The organism is Streptosporangium sp. NPDC003464 (genome assembly GCF_053588315.1).
The window spans coordinates 34027-57565 of the sequence record NZ_JBSFPS010000022.1 but is presented as its reverse complement, the minus strand read 5'-3'; the positions used below and the strand labels follow the sequence as shown (position 1 = coordinate 57565).

Sequence of the window (23539 nt, the reverse complement as noted above, 5' to 3'; positions counted from 1 at the left end):
GGGCCCCGACGAGAAGATCGATTACACCGGCACGCCGGGTTACTACCGCTATCGCGTGTACGCCTCACGCGGCTCCGGCCCCTACGCCCTGGGCTTCAGGGCGCCGTGACGGCCCGGCCGCCGCGTCGGGCGCCCGGCGCGGCGGCCTCCCGGACGTCGTGATCTCGGCAAACTGTCCGCCAGGTAACACATTACATCTCAAACAGTGAGACGGTTGGTCAGGATGGAGGCAAGCCGGGGTAGAGTGCGTAAGACCTGCTCGCCAGGTTCCAACTGAATATTTGCTCATCCAGAGGGGTGGAGGGACCGGCCCTGCGAAGCCCCGGCAACCCTCCCGGTTCAAGACTCGTGATCTGACGAGGTCGGCCGGGACAGGTGCCAATTCCGGTCTGCGGCCAGGGTGGTCGCAGACGAAGATGAGGGAAAGGCCTCGCTTCATGGCGCTCGCAAGCACTGAAACCACCACCTCGCTCGACTTCGGCCCCGCCGCGGCCCTGTCCTGCCGCGAATGCGGCGCCCGCTACGACCTCGGTCCCAGCTTCGCCTGTATCGAGTGTTTCGGGCCCCTTGAGATCGCCTACGACTTCGGGCGCGTGACCCGGGAGCAGATCGCCGAGGGGCCGACGAACATCTGGCGCTACCGCTCGCTGCTGCCCGTCCCCGCGGACGTGGCCGCCAAGCCCAACCTGGCGCCCGGCTGGACCAAGCTCGTCAAGGCCGACAACCTCGCCCGTGAGCTGGGCATCCGCTCGTTGCACGTGAAGGACGACTCCGGCAACCCCACCCACTCCTTCAAGGACCGCGTGGTGGCCATCGCGGTCGAGGCGGCCCGCAACTTCGGCTTCCACACCCTGTCCTGCTCCTCCACCGGCAATCTGGCCGGCGCGGTGACCGCGGCCGCCGCCCGGGCCGGGCTGGACGCCTGCGTGTTCATCCCCGCGGACCTGGAGCAGGCCAAGATCGTCATGGCGTCGGTCTACGGCGGCAAGCTCGTCGGCATCGAGGGCACCTACGACGACGTCAACCGCTTCTGCTCGGAGCTCATCGGTGACGAGCTGGGCGACAAGTGGGGCTTCGTCAACGTCAACCTCCGGCCTTACTACGCCGAGGGCTCCAAGACGCTGGCCTACGAGATCGCCGAGCAGCTCGGCTGGCGGATCCCCGACCAGATCGTCATCCCGGTCGCGTCCGGCTCCCAGCTCACGAAGATCGACAAGGCGTTCAAGGAGCTGATCGCGCTCGGTCTCGTCGAGGACCGGCCATACAAGATCTTCGCCGCCCAGGCCGAGGGCTGCTCCCCGGTCTCCGCCGCCTACAAGGCGGGCCACGACGTGATCCGCCCGGTCAAGCCGGACACCATTGCCAAGTCGCTGGCGATCGGGAACCCCGCCGACGGCCCCTACGTGCTGGACATCGCCCGGCGCACCGGCGGCGCGGTGGAGGACGTCACCGACGCCGAGATCGTCGACGCGATCCGGCTGCTGGCCAGGACCGAGGGGATCTTCGCCGAGACCGCGGGCGGCGTCACCGTCGGCGTGCTGCGCAAGCTGGTCGCCTCCGGGCGGCTCGACCCCGAGGGCGAGACCGTGGTCCTCAACACCGGCGACGGCCTCAAGACCCTCGACGCGGTGGCGGACCAGGCGCGTCCCACCGCGGTCATCCGGCCGTCTCTTGACGCATTCCGTACGGCTATCGCCTAGAAACTTGTGAAAGGGACTGAATAATGAGCGTTTCTGTGCGGATTCCGACGATTCTCCGGACCTACACCGGCGGCTCGGCCGAGGTGACCGCGGAGGGGGAGACCCTCCGGGAGGTTCTGCAGAAGCTCGATGCGGACCACCCCGGAATCGGCGCCCGCATTCTCGATGAAACGGGCAAGATTCGGCGTTTTGTCAACGTCTATGTCGGGGATGAGGACGTCCGTTTCGCCGACAACCTCGACACGGCCACGCCGTCCGGCGTCCAGATCTCCATCATTCCGGCGGTCGCGGGGGGCTGACCCCCGGCGCCTCCGCGCGCCCACCCCGCCTCTCCCTGACACCCGCACGCGGCCCGGCCGCGTGCGGGTGTCGTGTTTCGCGGGGAAGATCGCCTCTGCTGACCTGGGGATATGATGCAATTTTTAACCAATTAATCGTACCGGCAAAACTCTGCTCCGCCCCTGAATGCGTATGTAAAGGGGTAGTTTGCTGATTGACTCTGTTGCCCTATGGTGTCCCACAGGTATGGTCGAGAACGATCGACGTAGGCGATGTCTACGCCTCGGAGATTGAGGACTTCGCGAGAGGAATGGGCGGCGTCCTCAAGTCCAGTAAGAGGAGTCAGAAGTGGCGCAAGGCACCGTCAAATGGTTCAACGCGGACAAGGGCTACGGCTTCATCGCGGTAGACGGTGGTAAGGATGTGTTCGTCCATTACTCCGCGATCATGATGGATGGCTATCGTGCGCTCGAGCAGGGCCAGCGGGTCGAGTTCGAGATCACTCAAGGCCAGAAGGGCCCCCAGGCGGAATCCGTCCGGGCGGTCTGACGCACCCCTTTCCGTCCATTCGTCGGGAAACGTCGGTGGATCCCGCGGCAGCGCAGTCCGCGTGGATCTTCCGGCGGTCGGCCCGGCTCGCCGCGCAGCCGGCGGGCCGGGCCTTCGCCGTGAAGGCGGGACCTCGTTCTAAGCTGGGTGCAGGTCAGGGCCCCACAGCTTGCACTCGGCAGGGTAGAGTGCTAAACAGTTCGTTGGCACTCCCTGTTGGAGAGTGCCAACCCTGGATCGAGACGATGGGACCCGCCGAACGGAGTCGCGGGTCCACATGCCGTCGCGGGCGTCGGCTCGATCTGGTGCAAGCCACCCTGCGTTTGGGAGGTCTAGCCGTATGGCAGCCAAGATGATCGCGTTTGACGAGGACGCCCGGCGCGGTCTCGAGCGCGGTATGAACCAGCTCGCGGACGCCGTCAAGGTGACCCTCGGCCCCAAGGGCCGTAACGTCGTCCTGGAGAAGAAGTGGGGCGCCCCCACCATCACCAACGACGGTGTCTCCATCGCCAAGGAGATCGAGCTCGAGGACCCGTGGGAGAAGATCGGGGCCGAGCTCGTCAAGGAAGTCGCCAAGAAGACCGACGACGTCGCGGGTGACGGCACCACCACCGCCACCGTGCTCGCCCAGGCCCTGGTACGCGAGGGTCTGCGCAACGTCGCCGCCGGCGCCAACCCGATGTCGCTGAAGAAGGGCATCGAGGCCGCCGTCGAGCGCGTCAGCGAGGAGCTCTCCAAGCTGGCCAAGGACGTGGAGACGAAGGCGCAGATCGCCTCCACCGCCTCCATCTCCGCGGGCGACCCGCAGATCGGCGAGATGATCGCCGAGGCGATGGACAAGGTCGGCAAGGAAGGCGTCATCACCGTCGAGGAGAGCAACACCTTCGGCCTGGAGCTTGAGCTCACCGAGGGCATGCGCTTCGACAAGGGCTACATCTCGCCTTACTTCGTGACCGACCCGGAGCGTATGGAGGCCGTCCTCGACGACCCCTACATCCTCGTCGTCAACTCCAAGGTCTCCGCCAACAAGGACCTGCTCCCGGTCCTCGACAAGGTCGTGCAGGCCGGCAAGCCGCTGCTGATCATCGCCGAGGACATCGAGGGCGAGGCCCTGGCCACCCTGGTCGTCAACAAGATCCGTGGCCTGTTCCGCTCGGTCGCGGTCAAGGCTCCCGGCTTCGGTGACCGTCGCAAGGCCATGCTGGGCGACATCGGCATCCTGACCGGCGCGCAGGTCATCAGCGAGGACCTGGGCCTGAAGCTGGAGTCGACCACGCTCGACCAGCTCGGCCGCGCCCGCCAGGTCATCGTCACCAAGGACGAGACCACCATCGTCGACGGTGCCGGCGACGCCGAGCAGATCGCCGGCCGGGTCAACCAGATCCGCGCCGAGATCGACAACACCGACTCCGACTACGACCGCGAGAAGCTCCAGGAGCGCCTCGCCAAGCTGGCCGGCGGCGTGGCCGTCATCAAGGCCGGCGCGGCGACCGAGGTCGAGCTCAAGGAGCGCAAGCACCGCATCGAGGACGCGGTGCGCAACGCCAAGGCGGCCGTCGAGGAGGGCATCGTCCCCGGCGGTGGCGTGGCGCTGCTGCAGGCCGGCGCCAAGGCCTTCGACAAGCTGGAGCTGCTGGGCGACGAGGCCACCGGTGCCGCGATCGTCCGCAAGGCTCTGGAGGAGCCGCTGAAGCAGATCGCCGTCAACGCCGGCCTCGAGGGCGGCGTCGTGGTGGAGAAGGTGCGCAACCTCACCCCGGGTGAGGGCCTGAACGCCGCCTCCGGCGAGTACGTCAACATGTTCGAGTCGGGCATCATCGACCCGGCCAAGGTGACGCGTTCGGCCCTGCAGAACGCGGCGTCCATCGCGGCGCTGTTCCTGACCACCGAGGCCGTCATCGCCGAGAAGCCCGAGAAGGCCGGTGCCGCTCCCGCCATGCCCGGCGGCGGCGACATGGACTTCTAAGTCCGGAGCTTTCCCAGAAAGAGGCGTCCCCGGTGTCCGGGGTCGCCTCTTTCCGCGTTCACCGGCGCCGCCGGTCGAACACCCGCCACCGCGGCGGTGCGCCGTTGTCCGTCCGGGCGCCGCCCTTCATCAAAGAGGCGGGTCTCCCGTCAAAGGGGTTCGTGTCCGCCGGATGAAGCCGTTCAGCCGGGCCCAAAGGACCGAACAACGTTCTTTTCTACGCGGCCGGCAGCCGGTCAAGACGCTGTCCCCACGGGGAAACGCGGTCCGCGCGGGAATCGCGGGCAATCGGGCCGGGTGTCCTAACTCAGGGCCTTGACCCAGCGCGACCACTGCGGCTGGGGAGCATAACCGGCGGCGCCCCAGGCGCGATGGGCCAGGACATTGTCGTGCAGGACCATAGCGTCGGCGCGGAAAGCGCCGAATTGTGCGAAACGCTGCTCCGCGGCCCGGATCAGGGCGGTCCCGATCCCCTGGCGGCGGCGGCCGGGGGCCACCGCCAGCCGGTAGAGGTGGGCGCGCCAGCCGTCCCAGCCCGCGATCAGGGTGCCGGCCATCTCCCCGTCGACCTCCGCGATGAGAACGGCCTCGGGGTCGCGCTCGATGAGCGCGACCACCTTGGCCGGGTCGTCGTGCCGGTCGGTCCCCTCGGCGGCTCCGAGCCAGAAGGACAGCAGCGCGTCGACGTCGTCGAGCTCCCCGTTCCGGACATTGATTCCCATGGGCCGGAAACTAGCAGAGCTGCGCGGGGAGCTCCCTGGTGTGCAGGACGGTCAGGGAGGTGACCGCCCGGGTCAGGACCACGTAGAGGCGGGCCAGGCCGCGCGGCTCGGCGTCCACGATGTCGGCCGGTTCGACCACGATGACGTGGTCGTACTCCAGACCCTTGGCCAGGGTCGCCGGGATGACCAGCAGGCGGTGCTCCTCCACCGAGTCGGGGCTCAGCACGCGGTGGTCCAGCTGGGACAGCGACTCCGACACGGCCGCGACCGAGGCGTCCGGGACGATGACGCCGATCGACCCCTCCCGGGCGAGCGCCTCCCGCACCGCCTGCGCGAGCGCGGCGGCCGGGTCGGGGGCGGGCCGTACCGACAGGGAGCCCAGGCCGGGACGGAGAGACCGGGGGGCGGCCAGGCCCGGGGCGACGGCGGGCAGCAGCCTGGCGGCGTAGTCGAGCACCTCACGGGGGACACGGAAGCCGAGCGTCAGCTCGGTGACCGCGCCGTCCTCGAAGCCCAGGTGGGTGAGGACCTCGCTCCAGGAGCGGGCCGACCAGGGGGTCGTGCCCTGGGCGAGGTCGCCCAGGACGGTGGCCGAGCCGGTACGGCAGCGCCGGCCGAGGGCGCGCAACTGCATCGCCGACAGGTCCTGGGCCTCGTCCACGACCAGGTGCCCCAGCGGCGCGGTCCGTTCGATCAGGTCGCCGAGCTCGTCCATCAGCGCGCCGTCGGCGGCCGACCACTTCGCCGAGCGGTGGGACTTGGCCGGTCTGGCCCACAGGAGCAGGGCCTGCTCGGCGGCGGTGAGGTCGTCCTTGGCGGCGGCGGCGAGGAACTCGGGGTCGCTGAAGAGCCGGTGGAGCACCTGCTGGGGGGTCAGCTTGGGCCACACCTGGTCCACGAGCTGCTTGACCGGCTTGGAGCGCGCCACCGCGTCCTGCACCCGGTCGTCGGGGGACTCGCCGCGCTGCTCCATCCGGACGAGCACCAGGTGGGCCAGCCGCTGGGCGAGGGCCGCCCTGCCGGGGCCGTAACGGGTGGTCCCGCGGAGCGCGGCGACGACCTCGCGGACCTCGTGGTCGGCCACCCGGTAGCGGTTGACGCCCTTGGTGAACAGCACGCCCTCGGTGGGCTTGACGATGTGCATCCACAGGGCGCGCCTGAGCACCGGCGCGATCCTGGCGTCTCCCTTCACCGCACTGACCGCGGGGTCCTCCGGGGCGGAGTGGTCGCCCAGGATCCCGGCGACCGTGGTCTGGTCGACCTTGACCTCGCCCAGCGCGGGGAGCACCGAGGAGATGTAGGACAGGAAGGCCCGGTTCGGGCCGACGATCATCACGCCGGAGCGGGCGAGCTTCTCCCGGTGGGTGAAGAGCAGGTAGGCCGCCCGGTGCAGGCCGACGGCGGTCTTCCCGGTGCCGGGCGCGCCCTGCACGCAGACGGTCTGGCCGAGCTCGGACCGGACGATCTCGTCCTGGTCGGGCTGGATGGTCGCGACGATGTCGCGCATCGGGCCGGAGCGGGGCCGCTCGATCTCCTCGGTGAGGATCCTGCTGTGCTGCGGGGCGCCGCCCTGGTCGAGCGGCTCGTCCTCGTAGGCGGTCAGGTCCCCGCCGTGGTAGCCGAAGCGCCGGCGGAGCGCCACGCCCATCGGGTCGGCCGGGCTGGCCTGGTAGAAGGCCCGGGAGACCGGAGCCCGCCAGTCGATCACCAGGGGGCGGCTGCGGTCGTCGTGGACGTGCCTGCGCCCGACGTAGACGGTGCCGGGGAGGTCGTCGTCCGCGTCCCGGTCGAGGCGGCCGAAGAACAGGGGGGTGCCGGAGTGGTCGGCGAGCGCCGCCACCCGCTGGTCCAGCAGGGCCTGCAGGATCTGCTGCGAGACCCAGTCTCCGGCGGCGTCGGAGGACAGGGACTGGGCGTGTTCGCGCATGGCGCGCAGGGCGGCCCTGGATGCGGCCAGGTGCGCGCGTTCGGCGGCGAGGGTGTCGGCCGGGTCGCCGGTTATGTCGGGGGCCAATTGATGTGCGGGCACGCGGAAGCGCCTCCCATTCGATAAACGGAGGTGGTAGGTCATCAGGCAGCGAATCGGCTAGCTTACCGGCCCGCCTTCACTCGCTCAAAAGGATTAACCGCCTGGCGGGGTGGTTTCCCGGAGAATCGCGCGGACCATCCCGATATACCGAGCGTGTCCAATCTTCTACGTCCCGTGCCCGGAGCCGCCCGGCTCTCCCTCCGCCCGGCCGGGTGATCTCTCCGTCCGGTGGGACGCGGGGCCGACCGGACCTCGGAGGCCGCCCGCCCGGCCGCGTCCGGGCAGGCCGGAGGGGTGCGGGCGTCAGGGGTTCCGCTCCACCGGCGGGGCCCGCCGTCCGTCGCGCGGCGGGCGCCCGGCCGTCTCCGGGATCTCCCGGCGAGGCGGTCCTCCCGGCCTCCGTGGCCCGCGGGTGACCACCCCGGAGCCGGTGAAAGGGGGTTCGGCGGCCCAATCGGTCGGCATTTCGGTAACTACGCTGACACCCTCCGTGATTCTGCCTCAAAATAGCGAAAAACCCGGGCAAATCCGGTGACTCACGCAGATCATGGGGTATGTCGCCAGTGGCCGTCGCGGCCTAGCGAGGGGGTGGTTTCTTTGTCGAAAGCCTGCGGTATTTCGTGGACCTGATTGACACAGATGACGGCGTGTTCGCCTTGTGACGCTAATCGCCGGCGAGCACGTCGTCCGCGTCGATGATCTGATAGGCATAGCCCTGTTCGGCCAGGAACCGCTGCCGGTGCGCGGCGAACTCCTGGTCGACCGTGTCCCGGCTGACCACCGAGTAGAAGCGGGCCCCGCCCCCGCCGGACTTGGGCCGCAGCACGCGGCCGAGCCGCTGCGCCTCCTCCTGACGTGATCCGAAGGTGCCGGAGACCTGGATGGCCACCGCCGCCTCCGGAAGGTCGATGGAGAAGTTGGCGACCTTGGAGACGACCAGGACCTGGATCTCCTTGTCGCGGAACGCCTGGAACAGCCGCTCCCGTTCCTTGACCTTCGTCTCACCCTTGATCACCGGTGCGTTCAGGTGCTCGCCCAGCTCGTCGAGCTGGTCGATGTACTGGCCGATCACCAGCACCTGATCGTCCGGGTGCCGCCGGACCAGCGCCTCGGTCACCCGGCTCTTAGACGGCGTGGTCGCGCAGAACCGGTAGCGCTCCTCGGACTCGGCCATCGCGTAGGCCAGCCGCTCGTCGTCGGTCAGGGTCACCCGGACCTCGACGCAGTCGGCCGGGGCGATCCAGCCCTGGTTCTCCATCTCCTTCCACGGCGCGTCGTAGCGCTTGGGGCCGATCAGGGAGAACACGTCGCCCTCCCGGCCGTCCTCGCGCACGAGCGTCGCGGTCAGCCCCACCCGCCGCCGGGCCTGCAGGTCGGCGGTCATCCGGAAGATCGGCGCGGGCAGCAGGTGCACCTCGTCGTAGACCACCAGACCCCAGTCGCGGGCGTCGAACAGCTCCAGATGGCGGTAGACACCCTGCCTGCGGGTCGTCATCACCTGGTAGGTGGCGATGGTGACCGGCCGGATCTCCTTCTTGGTGCCGGTGTATTCGCCGATCTCGTCCTCGGTCAGCGAGGTCCGCTTGATCAGCTCCTGCTTCCACTGGTGCGCCGAGACCGTGTTGGTCACCAGGATCAGCGTCGTCGCCTTGGCGTGCGACATCGCCGCCGCGCCCACGATCGTCTTGCCCGCCCCGCAGGGGAGCACGACCACGCCCGAGCCGCCGTGCCAGAACGCCTCGGCGGCCTCGCGCTGGTAGGGGCGCAGCTCCCAGCCGTCTTCGGTCAGCGTGATCGGGTGGTGCTCGCCGTCGACGTATCCGGCCAGGTCCTCGGCCGGCCAGCCCAGCTTGAGCAGGTGCTGCTTGATGTTGCCGCGCTCGCTCGGATGCACCGCCACCGCGTCGGCGTCCAGCCGCTCGCCCAGCAGCGGCTGGATCTTCTTGGAGCGCAGCACCTCCTCCAGCACGGCCCGGTCGGTGCTGGTCAGGACGAGCCCGTGGACGGGATGCTTCTCCAGGCGGAGCCTGCCGTAGCGGGCCATGGTCTCGGCTATGTCGACCAGCAGCGCGTGCGGCACCGGGTAGCGGCTGTGGCCGATCAGCGCGTCGACCACCTGCTCGGCGTCGTGCCCGGCGGCCCGCGCGTTCCACAGCGCCAGCGGGGTGATCCGGTAGGTGTGCACGTGCTCGGGAGCGCGCTCCAGCTCGGCGAAGGGCGCGATCGCCTTGCGGCACTCGTCGGCCCTGTCGTGGTCGACTTCGAGCAGCAGGGTCTTGTCGGATTGGACGATCAATGGTCCGTCAGTCAAAGACTTCTCCCTTGTGTACGGCCGGCGAGCCCATGGTGACACTCGCACGGGGATCCGCCGGGCCGTTCCCGGCCCGTCGTCCCCCGCTCCGTATGTCCAACAGAGATGAGCCTCCTGACAGTCCCTGACCGGCTCAGCTGTCGAAGGCGCCGTTGACGCCCGCGACGATGAAGGCGCCGATGCCCAGGACGACCAGCGCGACGTTGATGCCGATGCCGATCCAGGTCCACTTGAGAAGGTTCCGCGCGCTCTGGGGGTCGTTCTCGACCTTGCCCAGCGCGATGCCGGACATGATGGCCCCGGCGATGCCGCCCAGGCTGACGTAGCAGCTCAGGGCCAGCACGATGCTGATGACGAGCGCGACGATCGCGTGGGTCCGGACGCCGTCGTTGTTCTGGCGCGGCGGGGTCGGGTAACCGTAGCCCGGCTGCCCGTAGCCCTGCCCGTAGGGCGACTCGCCGTAGCCCTGTCCGTAGCCCTGCCCGTAGCCCTGGGCCGGCTCGCCGTAGGTCGGCTGCCCGTAGCCCTGCCCGTAGGGCGACTCGCCGTAGGTCGGCTGCCCGTAACCCTGTCCCTGTCCGTAGTCAGGCTGCTGCCCGTAGCCCTGGCCGGACTGCTCGTGGCCGTAGGGCTGCTGGCCGTACCCGGGAGTCTGACCGGGACCCGTGCTGTAGGGGCTCTTCCAGTCGTCCGGGTTCGTGCTGGGACCTTCGGGGTTACCAGTGCTCACTGTGAATCTCTCGCTTCGTGTTGAGCCGGGAACATCAAGAAATATCACGATATGGGGCTTGTGCCGTGTGTCACAGCCGTATCCGGCGGGACCGGACCGCGGGGGAATCCCCGCGTCCCGGCGGGCGGCGGAGCCCTCCGCGTGCGCGGCTGAGGCTGAGGATCCGCGTGTGTGGGGCTCCCCTCAGTTGATGTCGGCGATGCCGGTGATGCGGTGCAGGGCGAAGCGGTGCACCGCCGCCCGGGTCTCGTCGTAGGCGGTGAGATAGCCGCCCTCCATCCGGGCGGGTTCGAGGATCCGGCTGGTGGCGTTGCCCTGGGAGTCGAGGTAGCCGATCCAGACCTGGGAGCCCTGCCGGATGGCCTCGCGCAGCGCGACGATGGTGGCGGTCGCGGGGGAGCGGGGCACCTGGCCGGAGGGGGCGTCCACCGGGGCGCGGCGCGCCTGGTGCGCGGCGTCGCCGGCGCGGACGGCGCGGACGGCCGCCGCCACGACGTCGGCCTCCAGGCCGTTGAACGTGGCCGAGGAGCGGATGATGGGCTGGCCGTCGGTCCGGCGGACGTCGAGCTGGGTGATGATCACGTCGCCGTCCAGCGACTCGGCGGCCGGGGCGTAGCCCATCGCGCGCAGCGAGTCGACCAGCGTCGGCCGGGACGTCTTGGAGGCGATCACGGTGGGGGCGAGCCGGCGCAGCCGCAGCGGGAGGGCCCGTCTGTCGGCCATCACCTCGTCCAGCAGCGAGGGATCGTCGCAGCGCACGTAGGCGCTCGCCGTGCCGACGCGCATCCGGCCGTGCCGGCGGGCCACATCCGTGACCAGGTAGCTGAGCGGCTGCGGGACGGGCGTGGCGGAGTGCCGCTCCAGCATGGCCAGCATCTCGTCGGCGCTCTGCCCCGCGTCGAGCGCCCGCCGGACAGAGCGCTCGTCGAAGCGGTAGACCGTCGCGCCGCCGGTGGACTCCACCTCGGCCGCCAGCCCCAGCCACCGCCGCAGGTCGCTGGTGAGCGGGCCGGGGGCGACGGCGGTCAGGTCGGCCTGGAGGAGCACGTGGTCGAGCGGCTCCGGCAGCAGCGGGGCCAGGATCTGGCCCGCCGACAGCGCGCGGTCGCCGCCGGGCAGCAGGGCGCGGCCGTGGTCGACGATCGCGCCGAGGCCGGTGACCCCGATCTGCTCGGCCTCGCGCAGCGTGAACTCCACGAGCTGGTCGCGGTGGCCGCCGCGGCGGCGGGGCTGCTCCCAGGCCAGCCGCTCACGCACCGACTCCGAGGTGGGCGCCAGGCCGGGACCGGCGACGGCGAGCATGCCCAGGGTGGTGGTGCGGACCTCGGCGGCGGCCGAGCGGCGCAGGTCGGGGTGGAGGGCGTTGAGCAGCCGGTCGCGCTCGTCGCGCTCGCCGATGACCCCCGGCACCCGGTCCATGGTGAGCCAGGTCGTGGCCAGCACCGTCCAGCGGTCCTCGGTGCCCTTGACCCGCCAGCCGTCATAGGCCGGGGTGGGCAGCCAGTCGCCGTCCACCGCGCCGCTGGCGGCCACCAGCCCGGCCGCGTGGGCCACTTCGACGATCAGCCCGGCGACCCACTCGGGGACGTCGAGCAGGACCGCGGCCCGCTTCAGGTCGCGTACGGCCAGGCCGCCGCTGCGGAGCACGCCGGGCGGGTCGACGCTCCACCGCTCGCACAGCTCCTCCACCGCGCGGGTGAAGGTGAACGCCTGTCCCGCGGCCGTGCGGCCGGCGAGCCCCTGGTCGCGGACGGTGCCGTCGAGCGCGGGCGGGACCGGGGAGAGGTCCTGGTGGATCCGGCCGCCGCGCAGGAACAGGCCGACCTCGCGGGGCAGGACGACGGTCTCCTCGCCGGTGGCGCCGAGCAGGGCGCGCGAGAGCAGCTGCTCGATCGGCGACTGGGCGGTGGTGGTCCGGACCTCCCGGCGCGCGTTGGGCACCCGGCCGCTGGCGGGCCCCCAGGCCAGCTCGTTGAGCGCGGACCGGGCCTGCGGCGAGACGTCCTGGATCAGCCGTCCGACGACCTCGGGGTCGCCGAGCAGATCGGCGAGGGCCTCCTTGGTGGCGCCGTCGCCGCCGATGTCGTGGACCAGCTCGGCCAGGCGCTCGGCGGGGTGGTGCCTGAACACCTCCGTCGCCGGCGGGCCGAGCCCCGCGGGCGCCTCCAGGACCTCGCGCACGCCGGGGGCCGGGGCCAGCGCCTTGTCGGGACCGTAGACCAGGGCCAGGGTCCGCAGCCGCTCGACCGTCTCCTTGAGCGCGGCCGGGAGCGCCGGCTCCGCCCCCGCCCGCAGCGCGCGGGCCGTCTGGGAGCGCAGCGTCCGGTAGGCGAGGGGCGACGGGAGCACGGCCAGCGTCTCGATGACCGACAGCGTGAACAGGTCGAGCCTGTCGAGCACGCGGCCGATCGCCGACGGGCTGCTCGCCCGCCCGGCCAGCCCTTCGAGGTGCGCCGGGACCGGGGTGATGAGCTCGGGTCGCACGGCGACGAGAGCCCGTAACTGGTCATCGCTCCGGCCGCGCAGCCACTCGGTGAACTCCGTGCTCATTCCGTCAATGGTAGGAGGCCTTACCGACAGAGCGGGGCCCGGGGAAAACCCGTTCCCGGGCGGTAGGCCGCGCGGGGCCCCAGGTGATCACCACGGGGTCCCCGTGGGCGCTGGTGGGGGACCCTCCCGAGGCCCGGAACGGGGCAGACCGGGGGCGGGCTCCTCCGCGGTCCGGCCGCACGGCTCTCCGCGGTCCGCCGGCTCTCCACGGTCCGGATGCGTAGCTCTCCGTGGTCCGGCCGCACGGCTCTGCATGGTCCGATCTCCATGGTCCGACCGCACGGCTCTCCGCGGTCCGGCCGGACCGGCTTCAGCCGATCGCCTGGACGGCCGGGCGCGGCAGCAGGCCGAGTGCCAGCCGTACCCAGGAGCTGACGAAACGGTCGCGCTCGGCGCGTCCGGGGGGCTCGCCGACGGTCTCCTGGAAGAGCCGGTAGTGGACCACCGCGCCGCCGAGCACCGCGCCGATCCCGGGCCAGTCGAGGTCGGCCCCGGCGTATTCGGGCTGGGCGCGGAACCACGTGGTGATCGCGTCGAACATGGGCTGCAGCAGCCCCTCGCGGACGATCGCCACCAGTTCGGGGAACTGGCTCAGGTCGCGGAAGAAGACGCGCGTCAGCTCGCTCTCCTCGCGGACCTTGGCCAGCCCGGCCTTGCACAGGTGCGCCAGGCGCTCCTCGATGTCGACCGAGGGATCGACGGCGCTCATCTCGGTCAGGGTCTCGGCGATCTGGGCCCGGGTCCGGGCGGCGTGCTCGTTCACCGCCGCCGCCAGCACCTCGTATTTGGACTTGAAGTGCCGGTAGAGCCCGCCGGCGCCGGGGGACAGCCCGGAGGCGGCCTCGATCTCCGCCACCGAGGTCGCCGCATAGCCTCGTTCGGCGAACAGGCGCAGGGCTTCGTCGATGATCCGCTCGCGCGTCGATCTGGTCATTTCTCTGCCGATACCTCCCCCATGACCCTATCCAGTGCCGGACATGTCGGCTCTCGGCACGCCGGGCCGGGCCCGCGCCGCGCCGGGACGGGCCGGGTCCGTGGCAGAGCGGCCCGTGGCGGGCGCCACCCGTACGGCGGCACAGGATTACCTCTGTTCCCCGAGATTTGGCATGCTTCGAGAGGCCGGCGGGGCGGGACTCCGCGGAGGAACGCGGAGGGATGAGGAGCGGTGATCGACCGAATGAGCTCGGTGGGGTTCGACCTGGACTTGACGCTCGCGGACACGCGGGCCGGCATCGCCGCCGTCTTCGACGAGGTGGCGCTCCGTCTCGGCGTGCCCATCGACAGCGCCGCCGTGGTGGCCAGGCTGGGGCCGCCGCTGGAGTGGGAGCTGGCCAACTGGCTGCCCCAGGAGGAGATCCCCGCGGCCGCCGCCCTCTACCGGTCGCTGTATCCCTCGATCGCCGTCCCGGTCACCACCCTCATGCCGGGCGCGCGCCAGGCCGTGGCGGCCGTACGGCGGGCCGGCGGCCGGGTCATCGTGGTGACGGGCAAGAACACCTTCGACGCGACCAGGACGGTCGAGTTCCTCGGCCTGGAGGTGGACGAGATCGCCGGAGCGGTCTTCGGCGCCGCCAAGGGCCCGGCCCTGGCGGAGTTCGGGGCGGTGGCCTATGTCGGCGATCACGTCGGCGACATCGAGGCGGCACGGGCGGCGGGCGCCGTCAGCGTGGCGGTGGCGACCGGTGGCTACCCGGCGGGAGAGCTCCGCGATTACGGGGCCGACGCGGTGCTCGGCGACCTGACCGAGTTCGCCGAGTGGTTCGACGGCTGGCGGACGCCCGCCGCGCTCGTGTAATTCAGTCCCGATTAGCAGTCTGATTAGCACTGGTGTAATTCAAAGCCGTTTAGACGGTCGCCCTCGGCCTCCGCTGGGCATAATCTACATCCATTCCTTTTCACGACAGTCTGAACGAGGTCACCCCTGTGCCGAGTGGCAAGGTCAAGTGGTACGACGCCGACAAGGGTTTCGGCTTCCTCACCCGCGACGACGGCGGTGAGGTCTTCGTGCATTCTTCCGCGCTGCCCGGTGGCGTGGACTCCCTCAAGCCGGGCCAGAAGGTCGAGTTCGGCGTCGCCGAGGGACGCCGCGGCCAGCAGGCGCTCTCGGTCCGCGTGATCGATCAGCCCCCCACGCTCGCCAAGGCCGCCAAGCCGAAGGGCAAGCGCAAGAAGCCCGACGAGATGGTCGTCATCGTGGAGGACCTGATCAAGCTCCTGGACGCGGTCTCCACCTCTTATCAGAAGGGCAAGCACCCCGAGGCCGTGCACGCCAAGAAGATCGCCGCCGTGCTCCGCGCCGTGGCGGACGACCTGGACGACTGACCCTGACGGCAGGCCCGGACAGCAGGTGAGCGACCCCCGCGGCTAGCCGTGGGGGTTGGTCAGCGGCTTGGTCCGCCGTTCCGTCGGGGGGTCCTCGCGCCGCACGACCGCGGTGGTCGTCCCCGCCGGCTCCGGCCGGTGCCGCTCCCGGGGAGCCGGGGAGCGCCCGTCGAGGTCGGCCGGATCCTCGGGGTCGCCGGAGCCGTCGGAGGCGGCGGTCCGGGCGGCCTCGACCCGGGCGTCCCTCGCGCGGACCACCGCGCGCCGCCGTACCAGCAGCCAGCCGAGCGAGCCCCCCAGCGCCGCGGCCATCACCGCGAGTCCGGCCGGCCCGTCGGCGAACAGCGACAGCAGCAGGCCGGCCAGCCCGCCGAGCACCCAGGCGACCTGCAGGAACGCCTCCACCACGCCGAAGGTGGACGAGCGCACCTCCTCGCCGATCTCACGCTGCACGATCGCGTCCAGGGCGAGCTTGCCCAGCCCCTGGGCGAACGCGGAGACCAGCGCGACGGCCACCACGCTCCACAGGTTGAACACGATCGCCGCGACCACCGTGGTCACGGCCGACAGCGCGAGGGTGAACAGCACGATGAGCTGCGGGGAGCGGCTGCGCACCCAGGAGGCCACGGCGGTCCCGGCCAGGCCGCCGGCTCCGGCCGCCACGGCCAGCACGCCGATCGTGACCGTGGGGGCCAGTCCGGGCAGCTTCCCGTCCTGCACGAGGAAGAGCAGGTAGAACAGCAGGAACCCGGAGTAGAGGCGGATGGCCACGTTGGCCTTCATCGCCTCGGCGACCACCGGGCCCACGTTGAGCAGGGTGCGCCAGCGAGGCGGCCGCTCACCCTCCTCCTCCAGCTCCTCCAGATCGGGGGAGTCGACGTGACGCGGCAGCCGTACGGCCAGGACTCCTTGGAGCAGGAAGACCGCCGTCGCGCCGCGCAGCACCCACTCGGCGCCCAGCCAGGCGCTCACGCCCGCCCCGACCGGGAGCGCGACACCGGCCGTGACCAGGGAGAACAGGGCCGTCCTGGCATTGGCGGTGACCAGTGAGATGTCGGCGGGCAGCACGTTCGGCGTGATCGCCGCGCGCGAGACGCTGTAGGCCTTCGACAGCACCAGCACGGCCAGCGCGGCGGGGAAGATGGTGAGCACGTCGTCCGGGACGATCGCCGCCGCCATCGCGAAGCAGAGCAGACCGCGCCCGAACAGGGTGCCCGCCATCACGAAGCGCCGGCCCGAGCGGAACCGGTCGAGGACCGGGCCGACGAACGGCGCGACCACCACGAAGGGGATCATCGTGATCAGCAGGTAGAGGGCGACCTGGCCGCGGGCCTCGTTCACCGGGAGCTTGAACAGCGTCCCGGCCAGGGCCGCGGTGACCAGCGCGTCGCCGGCGCTCTGCGTCGCGGTCAGCTCGATCAACTGGCCCAGCCCCGTGCGGCCCGCCCCCTGGGCGTGGGTCAGCCGCCGCGCGGCCCTGCCGAGCCGCCGCGTCCCGCTCGCCGCGCCGCGGCCGGCCCGCACGGTCGCCCGCCCCGTGCTCCTGCCCGCGCGCGCGGTGGCCCGTCCCGCCCCGGCGGCCGAACGGCCGATCAGACGTGAGGTCTCGCCCACTGTCTTCCGTGCCCGTTCCCACCCATTTGCCACGCATCCAGTCTTACCCGATTGACTCATCCCCATGGCTGGGGCTCGGGGACCTCGCCCTTCACACCGTGGCGCTCCCGTCCCACCGGTATCACCTGTGCGGGCCGGGCCCGCTCCGCTCCCGTCCCGGCTCCGCGGGCGCCTGCCACGTCAGGTGGGCGGGAGGAGGGGCCGAGGAGTTTTTTCCGCCCCGCTAAAATCGGGGTCCGCGCCCCGCGACCCCGGTGACGGGCCGGTTGCCCGGTGCGCCGGGGCGGCGTGGTAGGGCGATACCGGTGCAGTACGCTCCGGGCATAGGTGAGAATGAACTGTGAGTCAGCGCAGCGAGCGAGCCAGAGAGCACAGCGGCCGTCGGGTTGCGAGGCCGACGGAGGAGGACTCGTGAGCCGTACTCGATCCCGCACCGCGCCGCTCGACCCGGCGTGCGTCGCCGCCGTCGACCTGGCCCGCTCCGCCATCGAGGAGAACGTCAGGCCCGACGAGGTGGGCGAACACCTCGGAGTCGAGGGCGAGGGCGAGCGTGTCGTCACCCACTTCTTCGCCTGTCTCGACCGCGCCTACCGGGGGTGGCGCTGGGCCGTCACCGTCGCCCGGGCCTCCCGGGCGCGCAACGTGACGGTCAGCGAGGTCGTGCTCCTGCCCGGCGCCGGGGCGCTGCTGCCCCCGGAGTGGGTGCCGTGGAGCGAGCGGCTGCGCCCCGGCGACCTCGGGGTGGGCGACCTGCTGCCGACCGCCGCCGACGACGACCGGCTGGCGCCCGGCTACACCGAGACCGCCGACGACGCCGACCGTCAAATGATCTTCGAGTACGGCCTCGGCCGGGCCCGGGTGCTCTCCCCGATCGGCCGCGACCGTGTCGTGCGGCGCTGGCACTCCGGTGAGTCCGGCCCGCACACCCCGCTCGCGCACGCCGCCCCCGCCCAGTGCTCGACCTGCGGCTTCTACTGGCCGCTGGCCGGTGTGCTGGGGGCCGGCTTCGGTGTCTGCACGAACGAGTACGCCCCCGACGACGGGCGCGTGGTCGCCGCCGACCACGGCTGCGGCGCGCACTCCGAGGCGGCCGTGCTGCCGCACCAGGTCGAGCCCACCTCGCCGATCCTCGACGATCTCGCCTACGACCATCTCACCGAGGAGTCCGCGGAGCCCGACCTGACCGGTTCCGTGGACGACGCCGACGCCGAACCGCTGGGCCACTCCTGATCTGACGCTGTTCCTCGCACGCCGCCGGGCTCCCCGGCCCGGCGGCTGCCGCGCGACGTGACCTGCGGGCCCTTCGACCTTTGGACTCATCGCTGTGACTGACATCTTCGGCACCGACCGACTGCGTTCCGCCGTGCTGACGGCATGGACGGCCTCACCCGCGCGTTTCCGTGAGGACGCCAACGCCGAGGAGGACTTCGCGCTCGGCGGCTACCGCGACCGGCTGATCGTCGAGCTGGCCCAGAACGCCGCCGACGCCGCGCTCCGGGCGGGGGTGCCCGGCCGGCTCCGGCTGTCGCTGCGCGAGGGCGTGCTGTCGGCCGCCAACACCGGCGCCCCGCTGGACGCGGCCGGGATCGAGAGCCTGTCCACGCTGCGCGTCTCCAACAAGCGGGACGAATCCGGCATGGCCGGCCGGTTCGGCGTCGGTTTCGCGGCCGTGGTGTCGGTCACCGACGAGCCGGTGATCGGCTCGCTCGGCTCCGGGGTCGTCCGCTGGTCGCGTGACCAGACCACGGCCCTGGTGGCCGCCGAGCCCACGCTGGCCAAGGAGCTGTCCGAGCGCGGCCGGCACGTGCCGCTGCTGCGCCTGCCGTTCCCCGCCGGCCCGGTGGAGGTGCCCGGCGGGTTCGACACGCTCGTACGGCTGCCGCTGCGCGACAGGGCGGCCGAGGACGCGGTCCGGCGGATGCTGGCGGAGGCCGGGCCCGCGCTGCTGCTCGGCCTGCCCGCTCTCGAGTCGATCGAGATCGACGTGGACGGCGAGGTCCGCATGGTCCTGCCGGACGGCTGGCGGGTGGTGTCGGCCTCCGGCGGGTTCACCCCGGAGCAGGTGGCCGAGCTGTTCGCCGACCGGCCGACCGAGGAGCGGGCCCGACCCTACTGGCTGGTCCGCTGGGCGGTCCCGGTCGACGGGTCCGCCGGCGGCGCCGGGCAGGCCCTCCACGACGGTGCGCAGGAGGGCGAGCCCCGGCCGCTGCCCGCGCGGGTGCCGCCCGTGGTGCACGCCCCGACGCCGAGCGACGAGCCGCTGGACCTGCCCGCGCTGCTGATCGCCTCCTTCCCGATGGCCACCGACCGGCGGCACGTGGCCATGGGGCCGCTGACCGACTTCCTGGTCGAACGGGCCGCCGACGCCTACCTCGAACTGCTCACGGGGCTGCCCCGCACGCCCAAGCTGCTCGATCTCGTCCCCGGGCTGATGGGCAAGGGCGAGCTCGACGCCCAGATCCGCCGGGCGATCCTGCGCCGGCTCCCCGACGTCCCGCTGCTGCCCGCCCTCTCCCCGCCGGCCGACGGTGAGGGCCTGCCCGCCGACGGCGGGGACCTGGTCGTGGCGGGCCGGCAGGCGTCCGCGGTCGCGGGTCCGGCCGAGATGCTGGAGAAGATCGCCGGCATGGTGCCCGGCCTGCTGCCCGCGGGGTGGCCGTCCCGGCACCCGGCGATCACCACGCTCGGCGTCCGGCGGGTGCAGCTCGCCGACGTCGTGGACATGCTCTCCGGCGACGCCGTCGAGGACAGGGACCCGGCCTGGTGGCGGTCGCTGTATGAGGTGCTGCCTGCGGACGACCCCGAGTCGCTCGGCGCCCTGCCGGTGCCGCTGGCCGACGGCCGCCTGGTCCGGGGGCCGCGCGGCACGCTGCTGCTGAGCGACGGCTCCACGCTGGACCTGGCCGTGCTCGCCCCGCTGGGGCTGCGCGTCGTCCACCGCGACGCTGCCCACCCGCTGCTGCTGCGGCTCGGCGCGGGCGAGGCGACGCCCCGCACGGTCCTGGAGGATCCGCTGACCCGCGCCGCGGTCGCGCAGTCCCTCGACAGCCCCGACGCGGAGCCGGTGGCCCAGGCGGTCCTCGCGCTGGTGGAGGCGGCCGGGCTGGCCGCCGGCGAGGCTCCGTGGCTGGCCGAGCTGGCGCTGCGCGGCGCCGACGGCGAGCTCTACCCGGCCGGTGAGCTGCTCCTGGCCGACGGGGCGCTGGCCGGGCTGCTGGACCAGGAGACGCACTTCGGCACGGCCGCGCCCGAGCTGGTGGAGCAGTACGGCCCGCGGGTGCTGGCCGCGGTCGGGGTGCTCGACGGCTTCGCCGTGGTGAACGACGCCGACGTCATGATCGACCCGGACGAGTGCGACCACGACCTCGACCGGGAGGACGAGTGGCTGGAGGCCGTCCTCGACCTGCTGCCCGAGATGGACGTCCCGCCGATCGCCAGGGAGTTCTCGGCGATCCGCGACCTGGAATACGTCGCCGACTGGCCCGCGGCGCTCGCCCTGCTGTCGCGCCCGCCGCTCCGCTCGGTCCTGCACCCGCTGCGGGTCCTGGTCGCGGGCGAGGTCGTGGAGGTGCCCTCCTACACCGCCTGGTGGCTGTCCACCCATCCGGTGCTGGGCGGCAGGCGCCCCACCGAGCTGCGGCTCCCGGCCGGCGACCCGCTGCTGTTCGGCCTGTACGGCGAGGCCCCCGCGGGCCTCGACGAGGCCGCGCTGGCGATGATCGGCGTCCGGACCACGCTGCCCGACCTCCTCGCCTCGCACGGCGGCCCCGACGAGCTCCTCGAACTGCTCGCCGACCCCTCGATCGAGGTGGACCGCGCCCAGCTCCGGGCCCTGTGGGTGGCGCTGGCCGCCGTCGCCCCCGCCCGCGTCGCGCCGCCCCGCGCGGTCCGCGCCGTCCTCGACGGCGAGATCGTCGTCGCCGACGTCGAGGACGGCCGCCTGCTGTCCGGCGGGACCGGGGGCGAGGCGGGCGAGCCGGTCGTGGTCGAGGCGCCCGACCTGCTCCCGCTGGTCGCGGACCGGCCGCTGGTCCTGGCCCCGTTCGACCTGGCCGAGGCGCTGTCGGAGCTGCTCGACCTGCCGCTGGCCGGGGAGGAGGCCACCGGCGAGGTGACCTCCACGGGCACGGTCCGCGAGGTCCCGCCCGCCGTGCGCTCACTGCTGCCGGGCGCGCCCACCACCTACGTGGAGCACGAGAAGCTGCTCGTGGACGGCGTCCCCGCCGCCTGGCGCTTCTTCGAGGGCGCGGTGCACGCCGCGGGCGTGGAGGGCCTGGCCCGCGGGCTCGCGTGGGCGTCGGGTCAGTGGGGCGACCGGCTGGCGGCCGCGGCGCTGCTGCGCGACCCGGCCGCGGTGCCCCTGCTGCTGGCCGAGGCCGACCTGGACAGCTGGACCGCCTCGACCGGCTGAGCCCCGCCGGGGAGCGGTGTCACCCGGCACCGGCCGCGCTCCTCGCGGCCGGTGCGGGTCACAGGGCGGCCCGGATGCGGGTCACAGGGCGGCGGCCCGGGTGCGGGAGACGGGGCGGGTGTCCCTCTCCAGCCGTGCCCGGGGTGGCTCTCACCCGTGTCCGGTGGGCCGGCTCCGGCGGAGGTCGAAGGGCTTGCCGTGTCCGGTGGGCCGGCTCCCGGGTGGTCAGGGGGCGCGGTTCCCGCCGGGTCAGGGGGTCGGCGGCGTGGGGGAGATGGGCGGGATCGCCGTCGCGGGCTCGACCTGCTCCTCGGCGGCGGGCGGCGGGGCCCTGCGGTCGCGGCGCCGGACGTACCACAGGCCGAACAGGCCGCCGCAGATGCCCGACACGCAGGTCCAGATCCACCAGCGGTGCCCGGGGTCCGGCTGCACGATCAAGAGCACGGCCAGGGCCACCGCCCACAGGCACGTGCCCGCGAGGATCGTGGCCGTGTCGTTGGTCTTCAACGGCCGGAGATCCGGACGGCTAGGCAGGTTCACACGATCCAGCCTAGGCGACGGGCCCTCACTACCCGCAAAACGCCCCTGTGAGGGCGCGGATCGATCTCGAAACCATCACCATCGTGGCCTGGGCCTTCCGATAGCGGATGCTCGCTGCCACCCTGCGTCCGTGAGTGACAGCAAAACCTCCCAAATAAGCGCGCTTGACCGTTTCTTTCACATCTCTGACCGTGGTTCGTCGGTGGGCCGGGAAGTCCGCGGCGGTCTGGCCACCTTCTTCACGATGGCCTACATCGTGGTGCTCAACCCCCTGATCATCGCCACCGTCAAGGACGCGGACGGCCAGTTCATCGGCGACGGGAGCGTGCCCAACGTGCCGCTGGTCGCGGCCGGCACCGCTTTCGTCGCCGGTCTGCTCAGCATCCTGATGGGCGTCATCGGCAAGGTCCCGTTCGCGATGGCCGCCGGTCTGGGCCTCAACGCCTTCGTCACCTACGGCATCGCCTCGCAGATGTCGTGGGAGTCGGCCATGGGCCTGGTCTTCCTGGAGGGCGTGATCATCGCGCTCCTGGTGCTGACCGGATTCCGCACGGCGGTCTTCAACGCCATCCCGCCCCAGCTCAAGACCGCCATCAGTGTCGGCATCGGCCTGTTCATCGCCCTGATCGGCTTCGTGGACGCCGGCTTCGTCCGCAAGGCGCCCGCCGTACCGCTGGAGCTCGGCATCGGTGGCAACCTGACCAGCTGGCCGATCTTCGTGTTCGTGGTCGGAGTGCTGACGATCGCCGTGCTGGTGGCCCGGAAGGTGAAGGGCGCCATCCTGATCGGCATCCTCAGCACCACGGTCCTCGCGGTCGTCGTCGAGGCCATCGGCAAGATCGGCGGCTCGGGGACGCCGGACAGCCCGAACCCCTCGGGCTGGCGGCTCGTCGTGCCGGAGCTGCCCAAGGAGATCTTCGGGTTCAGCAACCCGCTGGTGCTGTTCAAGGAGTTCGACCCGTTCGGCGCCTTCGGCTCCGTCTCGGTCATCCTGGCCCTGCTGCTCGTCTTCACCCTGCTGATCACCGACTTCTTCGACACCATGGGCACGGTCGTGGGCGTCGGCGGCCAGGCCGGGCTGATCAAGGAGGACGGGACCATGCCCAGGACCCGTGAGATCCTCCTCGTCGACTCCATCGGCGCGGCGGTCGGCGGCGCGGCCTCCGTCTCCTCCAACACGACCTACGTCGAGTCGGCGGCGGGCGTCGGGGAGGGCGCGCGCACCGGTCTGGCCAGCGTCGTCACCGGTGTGCTCTTCCTGCTGGCCATCTTCGTCTCGCCGCTGGTCGCCGTCGTTCCCTACGAGGCCGCCACTCCCGCGCTGGTCATCGTCGGCTTCCTGATGATGACCGCGATCCGCGAGATCGACTTCACCGACTACGAGATCGCCATCCCGGCGTTCCTCACGATCGTGCTCATGCCGTTCAGCTACTCCATCGCCAACGGCATCGGCGCCGGCTTCATCAGCTTCGTCCTGATCAAGGTGGCCAAGGGCAAGTCCCGTGAGGTCCACGCCCTGATGTGGGTGGTCGCGGCCCTGTTCGTCCTGTACTTCGCGCTCGGGCCCATCAAGTCCCTGCTCGGCCTGGGCTGAGCGCACAAGGCCGTCATGGCGATCCGCGGGGACCGATCGCCATGACGGCCTTGTGTCCGGCGCCGCCCACGGAACCGGCGGCGCCGGCGGGCCGCCGACGGCGGGGGCCCTCACGGAGGATGATTCTTTACTTGCGCAGGGTGACGGGAGGGGGTGGACGTACACTGTGGGTCGGTCCTCCGCCGTGCCGCCTCCACCGGCTCCTGCCTGCGGGGACGTCAC

The 23539-nt window shown here is 71.8% G+C and carries 17 protein-coding genes and 1 riboswitch; of the genes, 9 read left to right on the top strand and 8 right to left on the bottom strand.

Annotated features, from left to right (window positions below):
* Nucleotides 1-282 precede the first annotated feature (282 nt).
* A riboswitch (SAM riboswitch) is annotated at nt 283-423 on the top strand.
* Nucleotides 424-437: 14 nt separating this feature from the next.
* From thrC to groL, 4 genes are all read left to right on the top strand, one after another.
* Nucleotides 438-1700, top strand: a complete 1263-nt coding sequence (thrC, locus tag ACWDS7_RS07900) for a threonine synthase (RefSeq protein WP_451928624.1) — start codon at nt 438-440, stop codon at nt 1698-1700.
* 23 nt (nt 1701-1723) lie between these two features.
* Nucleotides 1724-1999: a MoaD/ThiS family protein gene (locus ACWDS7_RS07895; protein ID WP_306862908.1), complete on the top strand. Its 276-nt coding sequence runs from the start codon at nt 1724-1726 to the stop codon at nt 1997-1999.
* 328 nt (nt 2000-2327) lie between these two features.
* Nucleotides 2328-2528 (top strand): cold-shock protein, encoded by a 201-nt coding sequence (locus tag ACWDS7_RS07890; RefSeq protein WP_012895270.1) that lies wholly within the window; start codon nt 2328-2330, stop codon nt 2526-2528.
* A 340-nt stretch (nt 2529-2868) separates the two neighbouring features.
* Nucleotides 2869-4494 carry a chaperonin GroEL gene (gene groL, locus ACWDS7_RS07885; RefSeq protein WP_306862916.1) on the top strand — a complete coding sequence of 542 codons (1626 nt, stop codon included), beginning with the start codon at nt 2869-2871 and terminating at the stop codon, nt 4492-4494.
* 302 nt (nt 4495-4796) lie between these two features.
* Here groL and ACWDS7_RS07880 read toward each other — a convergent pair whose 3' ends face one another.
* The 6 genes from ACWDS7_RS07880 to ACWDS7_RS07855 all read right to left on the bottom strand — a co-directional run bounded on the left by ACWDS7_RS07880 (nt 4797) and on the right by ACWDS7_RS07855 (nt 13770).
* A complete protein-coding gene (locus tag ACWDS7_RS07880; protein ID WP_451928623.1) occupies nt 4797-5216 on the bottom strand; it encodes a GNAT family N-acetyltransferase in 420 nt (139 codons plus the stop codon).
* Between the two features lie 10 nt (nt 5217-5226).
* Nucleotides 5227-7245 (bottom strand): HelD family protein, encoded by a 2019-nt coding sequence (locus ACWDS7_RS07875; RefSeq protein WP_451928622.1) that lies wholly within the window; start codon nt 7243-7245, stop codon nt 5227-5229.
* A gap of 664 nt (nt 7246-7909) precedes the next feature.
* The gene (locus ACWDS7_RS07870; RefSeq protein WP_451928621.1) at nt 7910-9556 is read right to left on the bottom strand and encodes a DNA repair helicase XPB; all 1647 of its coding nucleotides are present in this window, start codon (nt 9554-9556) and stop codon (nt 7910-7912) included.
* A gap of 133 nt (nt 9557-9689) precedes the next feature.
* Nucleotides 9690-10286, bottom strand: a complete 597-nt coding sequence (locus ACWDS7_RS07865; protein ID WP_451928620.1) for an MgtC/SapB family protein — start codon at nt 10284-10286, stop codon at nt 9690-9692.
* Between the two features lie 183 nt (nt 10287-10469).
* A complete protein-coding gene (locus ACWDS7_RS07860; RefSeq protein ID WP_451928619.1) occupies nt 10470-12836 on the bottom strand; it encodes a helicase-associated domain-containing protein in 2367 nt (788 codons plus the stop codon).
* Between the two features lie 310 nt (nt 12837-13146).
* Nucleotides 13147-13770: a TetR/AcrR family transcriptional regulator gene (locus ACWDS7_RS07855; protein ID WP_306862930.1), complete on the bottom strand. Its 624-nt coding sequence runs from the start codon at nt 13768-13770 to the stop codon at nt 13147-13149.
* 231 nt (nt 13771-14001) lie between these two features.
* Here ACWDS7_RS07855 and ACWDS7_RS07850 point away from each other — a divergent pair, with 231 nt between their 5' ends.
* Nucleotides 14002-14631 carry an HAD family hydrolase gene (locus ACWDS7_RS07850; RefSeq protein ID WP_306862932.1) on the top strand — a complete coding sequence of 210 codons (630 nt, stop codon included), beginning with the start codon at nt 14002-14004 and terminating at the stop codon, nt 14629-14631.
* 128 nt (nt 14632-14759) lie between these two features.
* Nucleotides 14760-15158: a cold-shock protein gene (locus ACWDS7_RS07845; protein WP_031169890.1), complete on the top strand. Its 399-nt coding sequence runs from the start codon at nt 14760-14762 to the stop codon at nt 15156-15158.
* Nucleotides 15159-15200: 42 nt separating this feature from the next.
* Here ACWDS7_RS07845 and ACWDS7_RS07840 read toward each other — a convergent pair whose 3' ends face one another.
* Nucleotides 15201-16772, bottom strand: coding sequence for an MFS transporter (locus ACWDS7_RS07840; protein WP_451928618.1), 1572 nt, complete (start codon nt 16770-16772; stop codon nt 15201-15203).
* A gap of 411 nt (nt 16773-17183) precedes the next feature.
* Between ACWDS7_RS07840 and ACWDS7_RS07835 the strand changes: the two genes are divergently transcribed.
* Nucleotides 17184-18002: a DUF3027 domain-containing protein gene (locus ACWDS7_RS07835; RefSeq protein ID WP_306862938.1), complete on the top strand. Its 819-nt coding sequence runs from the start codon at nt 17184-17186 to the stop codon at nt 18000-18002.
* Nucleotides 18003-18096: 94 nt separating this feature from the next.
* Nucleotides 18097-21183, top strand: a complete 3087-nt coding sequence (locus tag ACWDS7_RS07830; protein ID WP_451928617.1) for a sacsin N-terminal ATP-binding-like domain-containing protein — start codon at nt 18097-18099, stop codon at nt 21181-21183.
* Between the two features lie 249 nt (nt 21184-21432).
* Here ACWDS7_RS07830 and ACWDS7_RS07825 read toward each other — a convergent pair whose 3' ends face one another.
* On the bottom strand, nt 21433-21723 hold the full coding sequence (locus tag ACWDS7_RS07825) for a DUF2530 domain-containing protein (protein WP_306862944.1): 291 nt from the start codon (nt 21721-21723) through the stop codon (nt 21433-21435).
* A gap of 130 nt (nt 21724-21853) precedes the next feature.
* Between ACWDS7_RS07825 and ACWDS7_RS07820 the strand changes: the two genes are divergently transcribed.
* On the top strand, nt 21854-23317 hold the full coding sequence (locus ACWDS7_RS07820; protein WP_451928616.1) for an NCS2 family permease: 1464 nt from the start codon (nt 21854-21856) through the stop codon (nt 23315-23317).
* Nucleotides 23318-23539: the final 222 nt, after the last annotated feature.

Coding starts and splice junctions, on each gene's coding strand:
- ACWDS7_RS07860 (WP_451928619.1), bottom strand. CDS start 12,836: ATGAGCACGGAGTTCACCGAGTGGCTGCGCGGCCGGAGCGATGACCAG.
- ACWDS7_RS07855 (WP_306862930.1), bottom strand. CDS start 13,770: ATGACCAGATCGACGCGCGAGCGGATCATCGACGAAGCCCTGCGCCTG.
- ACWDS7_RS07895 (WP_306862908.1), top strand. CDS start 1,724: ATGAGCGTTTCTGTGCGGATTCCGACGATTCTCCGGACCTACACCGGC.
- thrC (WP_451928624.1), top strand. CDS start 438: ATGGCGCTCGCAAGCACTGAAACCACCACCTCGCTCGACTTCGGCCCC.
- groL (WP_306862916.1), top strand. CDS start 2,869: ATGGCAGCCAAGATGATCGCGTTTGACGAGGACGCCCGGCGCGGTCTC.
- ACWDS7_RS07880 (WP_451928623.1), bottom strand. CDS start 5,216: ATGGGAATCAATGTCCGGAACGGGGAGCTCGACGACGTCGACGCGCTG.